This window comes from Fusicatenibacter faecihominis, assembly GCF_020686945.1.
Taxonomy (GTDB): Bacteria; Bacillota; Clostridia; order Lachnospirales; family Lachnospiraceae; genus Limivivens; species Limivivens faecihominis.
On sequence record NZ_JAJEPR010000067.1, the window covers coordinates 1 to 7,065 of the forward strand.

9 protein-coding genes and 2 tRNA genes are annotated in these 7,065 nt (G+C 50.3%); 6 read left to right on the forward strand and 5 right to left on the reverse strand.

Going from position 1 to position 7,065, the window contains the following annotated elements; all coding sequences use genetic code 11:
* From LKD71_RS17395 to LKD71_RS17415, 5 genes are all read left to right on the forward strand, one after another.
* Nucleotides 1–672: LPXTG cell wall anchor domain-containing protein (locus LKD71_RS17395; RefSeq protein WP_227616356.1), on the forward strand; the 672-nt coding region annotated here is incomplete at its 5' end.
* A 392-nt stretch (nt 673–1,064) separates the two neighbouring features.
* Nucleotides 1,065–2,123 carry an AAA family ATPase gene (locus tag LKD71_RS17400; protein ID WP_227616357.1) on the forward strand — a complete coding sequence of 353 codons (1,059 nt, stop codon included), beginning with the start codon at nt 1,065–1,067 and terminating at the stop codon, nt 2,121–2,123.
* A gap of 146 nt (nt 2,124–2,269) precedes the next feature.
* Nucleotides 2,270–3,517 carry a plasmid recombination protein gene (locus tag LKD71_RS17405; protein ID WP_227616358.1) on the forward strand — a complete coding sequence of 416 codons (1,248 nt, stop codon included), beginning with the start codon at nt 2,270–2,272 and terminating at the stop codon, nt 3,515–3,517.
* A gap of 62 nt (nt 3,518–3,579) precedes the next feature.
* A complete protein-coding gene (locus LKD71_RS17410; RefSeq protein ID WP_227616359.1) occupies nt 3,580–3,807 on the forward strand; it encodes a YdbC family protein in 228 nt (75 codons plus the stop codon).
* Nucleotides 3,808–3,876: 69 nt separating this feature from the next.
* Nucleotides 3,877–4,035, forward strand: coding sequence for a hypothetical protein (locus LKD71_RS17415; RefSeq protein WP_227616364.1), 159 nt, complete (start codon nt 3,877–3,879; stop codon nt 4,033–4,035).
* A gap of 48 nt (nt 4,036–4,083) precedes the next feature.
* Here LKD71_RS17415 and LKD71_RS17420 read toward each other — a convergent pair whose 3' ends face one another.
* The 3 genes from LKD71_RS17420 to LKD71_RS17430 form a co-directional block, all read right to left on the reverse strand.
* Nucleotides 4,084–4,473, reverse strand: coding sequence for a CotH family protein (locus tag LKD71_RS17420; protein ID WP_227616360.1), 390 nt, complete (start codon nt 4,471–4,473; stop codon nt 4,084–4,086).
* Between the two features lie 13 nt (nt 4,474–4,486).
* A complete protein-coding gene (locus LKD71_RS17425) occupies nt 4,487–5,146 on the reverse strand; it encodes a DUF4956 domain-containing protein (protein ID WP_227616361.1) in 660 nt (219 codons plus the stop codon).
* Nucleotides 5,147–5,244: 98 nt separating this feature from the next.
* Nucleotides 5,245–5,937 (reverse strand): polyphosphate polymerase domain-containing protein, encoded by a 693-nt coding sequence (locus LKD71_RS17430; protein ID WP_227616362.1) that lies wholly within the window; start codon nt 5,935–5,937, stop codon nt 5,245–5,247.
* Nucleotides 5,938–6,108: 171 nt separating this feature from the next.
* Here LKD71_RS17430 and LKD71_RS17435 point away from each other — a divergent pair, with 171 nt between their 5' ends.
* Nucleotides 6,109–6,786: a response regulator transcription factor gene (locus tag LKD71_RS17435; RefSeq protein ID WP_227616363.1), complete on the forward strand. Its 678-nt coding sequence runs from the start codon at nt 6,109–6,111 to the stop codon at nt 6,784–6,786.
* A gap of 128 nt (nt 6,787–6,914) precedes the next feature.
* On the opposite strand, the gene LKD71_RS17440 is transcribed toward LKD71_RS17435, so the two are convergent.
* Nucleotides 6,915–6,986: transfer RNA gene (locus LKD71_RS17440), tRNA-Cys, on the reverse strand.
* A 3-nt stretch (nt 6,987–6,989) separates the two neighbouring features.
* A tRNA-Asn gene (locus LKD71_RS17445) sits at nt 6,990–7,061 on the reverse strand.
* Nucleotides 7,062–7,065: the final 4 nt, after the last annotated feature.

Here is a 7,065-nt window from a genome sequence, read left to right on the forward strand (position 1 = left end):
AAGTCCTGCGCAGTCTGCGGTCTGAGCTCCGAGGGCACGGCGGATGAGGCGACCTTCTTCTCCGGCAATGCGCTGGATCACGACTGGGGCGCATGGATGCCCAACGGAGACGGCACGCACACCCGCACCTGCACCGTTGACGGATGCTCTGCAGGCACGCAAACGGAGGATTGCATCGATGCAAACAAAGATCACAAATGTGATATCTGCGATTATATAATCAACGAGTGTGCAGACGATAACAAAGACCACAAGTGTGATTATTGCGGCAAGAAGCTGACTGAGCACTCCGGCGGTAAGGCCACCTGCAAGGATAAGGCAAAGTGTGAGTTCTGTGGCGAAAGCTACGGAGAGTTGAATGCAAACAACCACTCTGATTTGAAACACTTCCCGGCAGTGGCGGCGACCAAGACTGCCGAGGGCAATATCGAATACTGGTATTGCTCCGGTTGCAAGAAGTATTACAAGGACGCTACGGCAACACAGGAAATCAAGCAGGCCGATACCGTAACGGCAAAGCTACCCGGCGACACCGTCAAACCCGGCGCCGACAAGTCTCCGCAGACGGGAGATAACTCCAATCTTTTGTTGTGGATTGCTCTGCTGTTTATCAGCGGCGGTGCTGCCATTGGTACAACGGTTGTAAGCAGAAAGAAAAAGTACAACAGATAATTGAATAGCGTTCCCTTGCTCCAGCTTCCGAGCAAGACAAAAGCGTCGTAGAAATACGGCGCTTTTTTGTTACCCGGAAGCGACAAACAGCGACTTGTGAATGACGGACGGTAAGGATACCGCCGCCAATATGAAGCCGCTTATATCGAAAGAAAACGCCCAAAATCGCCCCGAAACCATACAGCGGGGTCAGGTTTTGGGCGTTTCTGCGTTTCGGGAGCAAATCGGCAATTCGGCAGTGAAAAGGAGGTGCTCGCTATGCCCCGTATGCCGAAATACCTCAAGGAAGAATGGGCGTTCTTTCTTGATGAGCGTGGCAGGAAGAAATATAACGAGCTTTGCAGGAAATGCGAAAGGAGCTGCAAGCAGAGCTCCCGTGCCACCGTTATCCAATGCCCGCACTATCTATCGAAAAGGAGAACAAGACAATGACAGACTATCCAAACAACATTCCTGCAAAGCTGGAAATTATCAAGGCAAGCGAGATTATACCCAAGGAGGTGCGCTGGCTGTGGTATCCCTATATCCCCTTCGGCAAGAGTAAGCTGATGCTTTCTCTTGCCGCTTTGCTTTCCAAGGGTGCGCCGCTGCCCTTTGCCGATGAGGACGAGAGCGGTGAGCCGATGACGGTTATCTATCAGACCACCGAGGATGATGCAGACGATACCGTTGTGCCGAGATTTAATTCGGCGGGCGGTGACGGCGACAGGCTCATTTTCATCAAGGAGGACGAAAAGAGCCTGACCTTCGGGGATGACCGTATCCGTGAAGCCGTGGAGAAGTACAACGCCAAGCTGCTGATCCTCGACCCGATGAGTTCGTATATCGGTGACACCTGCTCGATGAACAACGCCAACGAAACGAGAGCTGAGTTCAACCACCTGATTGCCGTTGCCAAGGACACCGGCTGCGCCATTGTTATCATCGCCCATATGAACAAGGCGAAGGACACAAGCCCCCTCTATCGCACCAATGGCTCTATCGACATTGCCAGTGCAGCGAGAAGCATTCTTGCCGTCACCCGCACGGCAAACAAACAGAATCCGGCAGAGCGTTATCTTGTGCAGGTCAAGAGCAATCTTGCGCCGATGGGTTCGGCTATTCTCTTTGAGGTGGCCGACAAGGGCGTGAACTTTCTTGATGAGCTGGAGCTGAGTGCGGAGGACGCTTTCTCTGCCTCGGCTCCGAGGATGGGCAGACCGAATGCCCGTGAGGAAGCGGCAACGGACTTTATCCGTTCCCTGCTGTCGGGCGGCAGGCGGCTGGCTTCCGATTGCGAAGCAAAGCTTGAAGCCGCAGGCTTCAAGAAATCAACCTACAAGAAGTCCAAAAAGAAAGCCGGAGTTCGCTCTGTGAAGGACGGCTTTCTTTGGTACTGGACTTTGCCAGAGGTTGAAAAATCGATTGAGAATGGGCAGGAAGTCACGGACGAGGACGACCTGCCTATTTGATTGAGGTTTTGAGGGAGGTCAAGGGAGGAAAGCCCTTGCCCACGACATCTTTGCAGCGAAGCTGAAAGTGTCATAGTGGGTTACGCACTTTGAAAAAGTTGCGTAACCCGCACCCCCTCCCTTTCCGCTGACTGGAGGTGATGAGAATGGCGGAAGGAAATTGGAGCGTTATCCGAGTGGAGAAAATCTCCGCAGAGGGAGCGCAGAAAACCGAGCGACACAACGAGCGCAAGAACGAAAGCTACGCAAATCTCAATGTAGACACCGAGCAAATTGCCCGCAATGTTCACTTCAAGGACACGGGCGGTCTGACCTACAACGAGTATTTCCAGCGGCTCATTGACGAGGGCAAAATCTCCACAAGAGGACAGAAAGCCGGTGCAACCATTTTTAATGAGTTGGTCATTGATGTGAACACAAGGTACTTTGAGGAGCACGGCGGCTACGAATACGCCAAGCAGTTCTACGAGGAAGCCTACCGTTTCGGCTGTGAGATTTACGGCGAGGAGAACATCGTGTCGGCGGTTATGCACGCCGATGAAATCAACAAAGCGGTGTCCGAAGAACTGGGCAAGCCGGTCTACCACTACCACCTGCACATCGTGGCAATCCCCACCGTCCGAAAAGAAATCCTGTGGTCGAAACGCTGCAAGGACGAAGCCCTGAAAGGAACGGTCAAGGAGGTCATCAACCAAGTTTCCCACTCAAAGAAGTGGAAGAACACGGTCCCTCTGCTGGACGAAAACGGGCAGCAGGTTATCAGCAAATACGGAAAGCCGATGTTCCGCAAGTCCTATTCCGTTCTGCAAGACAAGCTCTTTGCGCATATGACCGAAGCGGGTTTCACCGGCTTTGAGCGTGGCGTATTGGGCAGCACAGCGGAGAATTTGAACAGCCTGGATTATCAAATTCAGAAGGACAAGGAACGACTTGCCCACATTCAGGAACGCATTGAAGCCGAGCAGGTGCGCTATGAACCTGCCCACGAAGTCCGCAAGACAATGGCAGAGATTGAGGGAATGGGGCAGAAAACCCTCACCGGCAAGATTGCCGTTTCCAAGGACGATTATCAGCAGCTCACGGCACTTGCAAAGGATGGTATCACAAGCCGCAGTGAAATCCAAGATTTGAAAAGCAGCGTTTCCTACTATCAAAGGCAGTATTTCAATGCGTCCTCTGCTATGGAGCGATTGCAGGAACGCTATGACCGGCTCAAAGAAAAATGCCAGCCGTTTTTGCAGGCACTGGAACACTTCCCAAAGCTGGTGGAGGTCTTTGTAGAGAAGGTCAAGGAGCTTTTCAGTATCAAGGAAGCACAGGAACGGGAGGATAGAGCAGCCGCCCGAAAAGAACAATCCAAACACCGTCGGGGCAGAAATGATTGGGAAAGATAATCCCTTCCATTACTATCCCGACTTTTTAACTTCTTCAACACTTGAATTACGGAAGTACGAAAATGAAAGACATTACAAGCACGATTACCAAGCCCCTCGCCGTCCTCGGAGAGAATGGCAAAGGCTACACAAAGGAAGCCAACTTCATTTCGTGGAACGGCAATGCCGCCAAGCTGGACATCCGAGAGTGGCATCCAAACCACGAACGCTGCGGCAAGGGTATCACGCTCACGGAGGACGAGGGCAGGAACCTTTATGACGCGCTGAAAGCAATCTATGAAAAGGAATAATCCTTTTTCGGCTGGTAACGGGGCGTTCGGAAACGGACGCCCCTATTTTTACGGAGGGAGGTGATGACCGTGGAGGATATGAAAACTGGCTTTGTAGAGAGAATCGGCGGCACGATTTTCGTTGTCAACGCAATGTCCGCAGAGAACGCAAAGCATACGCAGGAGGAGCTTGTAAAGGCTCTGATTGCAAAAGAAGCAATGGCTTTGCAGGAAGCGGAGGTTGCCTGATTGACTTTACGCACAGCTATGCGCTTTGGAGATTTTTCAAAAAATATCTCAAAACCACTTGACAGAATGGTCAAATTCCAACTTGAAGCTGTAGCGGTCCGTCGTGGGATCGTTGGCAATGGAAGAAAGGCTGGTATTTCCTTTAGGCCGGATTCCTATATTGTAAAAAGTCTTTCCGTTGACTTCCATGTTACAGGAATAATATTCCTCCTCCATGGCGTTTTCCAGCATCTCATCCCAGTCGTCCGAATCCATGAGAATATTTACCTGCATGACCTCATCCGTATTAAAAAGCGCCGTCTCATATTCCATGGAGACGCCGGTCTCACCGGCCAGGGCCTTTATCTGTTCTGGGCAGGCCACCGCCGCCAGACACAGACAAACAGCCACAGCCATGACCAGTGCGATCCACTTCGTCGTATGTCTGTGTGTGATCATACCCTTTCCTCCATCATCCCATATATTCTCCGTTGTAACTTACGAGTGTGGCATTTCCCACGCCCTCAAGCTCCGTAATCCGGTTTACAAAAGCTGTCTCCGCATCCTTCGTCCGAAGTTCCGCCGTAAATTCGATGCCTGCCGCATTGACTGTCTTGGATTTCACGGTGTAATATTCCACAGCCTTCGCAAGAATCTCCGTAATTCTCTGCTCTGCCGCCTCATCCTTGCAGCTCACCACCAGAATGTAGGGCAGTTTCCGGATTTTCCGGTTGGCAAAAAGAAGCAGGATCACACCGATGATTGCGGAACCGATGATCGCCAGCGGAATCATTCCTGCGCCGATGACAATTCCGACGGCCAGAGACCAGAAAAGAAAGACGATCTCCACCGGCTCTTTGATCGCTGTTCGGAAACGGACAATAGAAAGAGCTCCGACCATACCGAGGGACAATACCACGTTTGACGTTACTGCCATAATCACCAGCGAAAGGCCCACGAGAGTCAACGCAAAGCCATCGGAGTAAAGAACTCCTGTCAGCGTCTTTTTATAGATCATAAAGATAAAAAGGCCCACCAGCAGGGCCACTGCCAGCCCGATGCAGGTGTCCAGAAGTGAAAATTCTGTCACATTCTCCAGAAAACTGGATTTGAAAATATCTTGAAAGCTCATTGATTGATTCCTCCTGATTACTATGTATTTTCTCAACTATTCAGAAACCGCTGCATATTTTTTGCCCCAAACCTCTCGCTCACGCCTGCAGCGCATCCTCATCCGAATTTCCGACAGGCTCCGTACTTGGAAAAAGCCTGCTGACGGATTCCCTCTGTCTGCAGAAGGCAGGCGATGATCTCCGGAAGAAACTCATCGAATTTCACTTCCAGAATCATATCTCCCGGCACCTCCTCCGTCTCAATATCCCGCACCTGATTTTCCAGAAAATCTCGGTGAAACAACGTGGTCCGGATATTGGAGTCAAAAGTCACACGCACATTTCCGGCCGCATAGACGTAAGGTTCTCTCTTATAGGAAACCAGAACCCTGGGCCGCAGCTGCTGGCTCTTCATTTTGCAGTAAAGCTCCCGTACCAGCTCCTCCGAATGCCCCAGCATCCAGCCCGTATCCCCGGAAAGAAGCGCCCGGCACTCTGCCTCTGTGATCTCCGCATCTTTCTTCATACAGAGGCTGTTGTGCTTGATCTTCTTTTCCAGCGTAATAAGAGAAAACCGGTCATTATAATAACGAATACGAAATTTCTCCCGTTTCTGGATCCCGTCAACCTTCTCCCGAAGGGCTTTATCATAGACGTTATCAAAATAAATGCTACGGATCTGATAAGTCCCATCCGCTCCCGCATGAGGGTCCGAACGCATCACCGACCGCAGCCTCTGGCGAATCGCCAGATATTCTGAAAAATGGATCTTGTATTTCAATTCATGTCTGTACTTTCCATCCAGCTCCATTTCTTTCTCCTCTCCATAGTTTTTCTTTCTATTCTATGGGTTCTTCCCAAAATCCAGCTTAAAAAAATTGTGAAGACTTTTTGAAAAATGACCAATATCCATTTTATTTCGCTTTTTAGGCACAATTTCCCTTTAAAATATAGTTAGAAAAAACACAGGAGTAGTGATGTTATGCGAATTTTACTGATTGAAAATGATTTCTCCCTCGGCAGAAAACTCAAGAATCTGCTGGAAAAGAACCGCTACACCGTGGATGTGGCCACTGTCCCCGGCGATGCCCTTTGCTATGGCCCTTCTTCTCCCTTTCATCTCATTATCTTTGGAGTATCTTCCACGGTCCCGGACAAACATTCTCTGTCCACCCTGGCGGAACTTCGTCAAAACCACATAGCAACTCCCCTTCTCTATCTTTGCAGCACGGACGCCATTGAAGAACGGATCCAGGCCCTCAATACCGGCGCCGATGACTGCCTCCCGAAAAGCTTTGCCCCCAGCGAATTTCTCGCTCGTGTCCGGGCCTTAGGGCGACGGAGCAGCTCCTACATTCCCGAACTTCTGACCCTCGAAAACACGACGCTGGACTGCTCACAATACCTGCTCTCTGCCTCCGAAAGCCAGATCCGCCTCAACAACAAGGAATTTCAGCTGATGGAATTATTTTTCCGCTATCCAAATAAAATCTTTTCTCCGGAGCATCTCATGGAGACCTTCTGGGTTATGGATTCCAACGCGGATATCAATGTGATCTGGACCTACATCAGTTTCCTCAGAAAAAAATTAAAAGAAATCAATTCTCAGGTACAGATCCGCACCATCCGCGGAGCCGGTTACTCCCTCGAAAAAGCATAAAACGAAAAAAGCAGGAAATGACGAAACCTCATAGGTCTCATCATTTCCTGCTTCTTTATTTCCCGATTTTGTCTGCATTTTCCTCACCGCCATAAGAAAAAGCTCTTGAAATATCAAGAGCTTTTCAGAGGCGCAGACCGGATTTGAACCGGTGCGTACTGGTGTTGCAGACCATTGCCTTACCACTTGGCTACTGCGCCATACTCCCCGAGTTGGGCTCGAACCAACAACCCTTCGGTTAACAGCCGAATGCTCTGCCATTGAGCTATCGAGGATTAT

Coding starts and splice junctions, on each gene's coding strand:
- LKD71_RS17420 (WP_227616360.1), bottom strand. CDS start 4,473: ATGATCACACACAGACATACGACGAAGTGGATCGCACTGGTCATGGCT.
- LKD71_RS17435 (WP_227616363.1), top strand. CDS start 6,109: ATGCGAATTTTACTGATTGAAAATGATTTCTCCCTCGGCAGAAAACTC.
- LKD71_RS17425 (WP_227616361.1), bottom strand. CDS start 5,146: ATGAGCTTTCAAGATATTTTCAAATCCAGTTTTCTGGAGAATGTGACA.
- LKD71_RS17410 (WP_227616359.1), top strand. CDS start 3,580: ATGAAAGACATTACAAGCACGATTACCAAGCCCCTCGCCGTCCTCGGA.
- LKD71_RS17430 (WP_227616362.1), bottom strand. CDS start 5,937: ATGGAGCTGGATGGAAAGTACAGACATGAATTGAAATACAAGATCCAT.
- LKD71_RS17405 (WP_227616358.1), top strand. CDS start 2,270: ATGGCGGAAGGAAATTGGAGCGTTATCCGAGTGGAGAAAATCTCCGCA.
- LKD71_RS17400 (WP_227616357.1), top strand. CDS start 1,065: ATGCCCGCACTATCTATCGAAAAGGAGAACAAGACAATGACAGACTAT.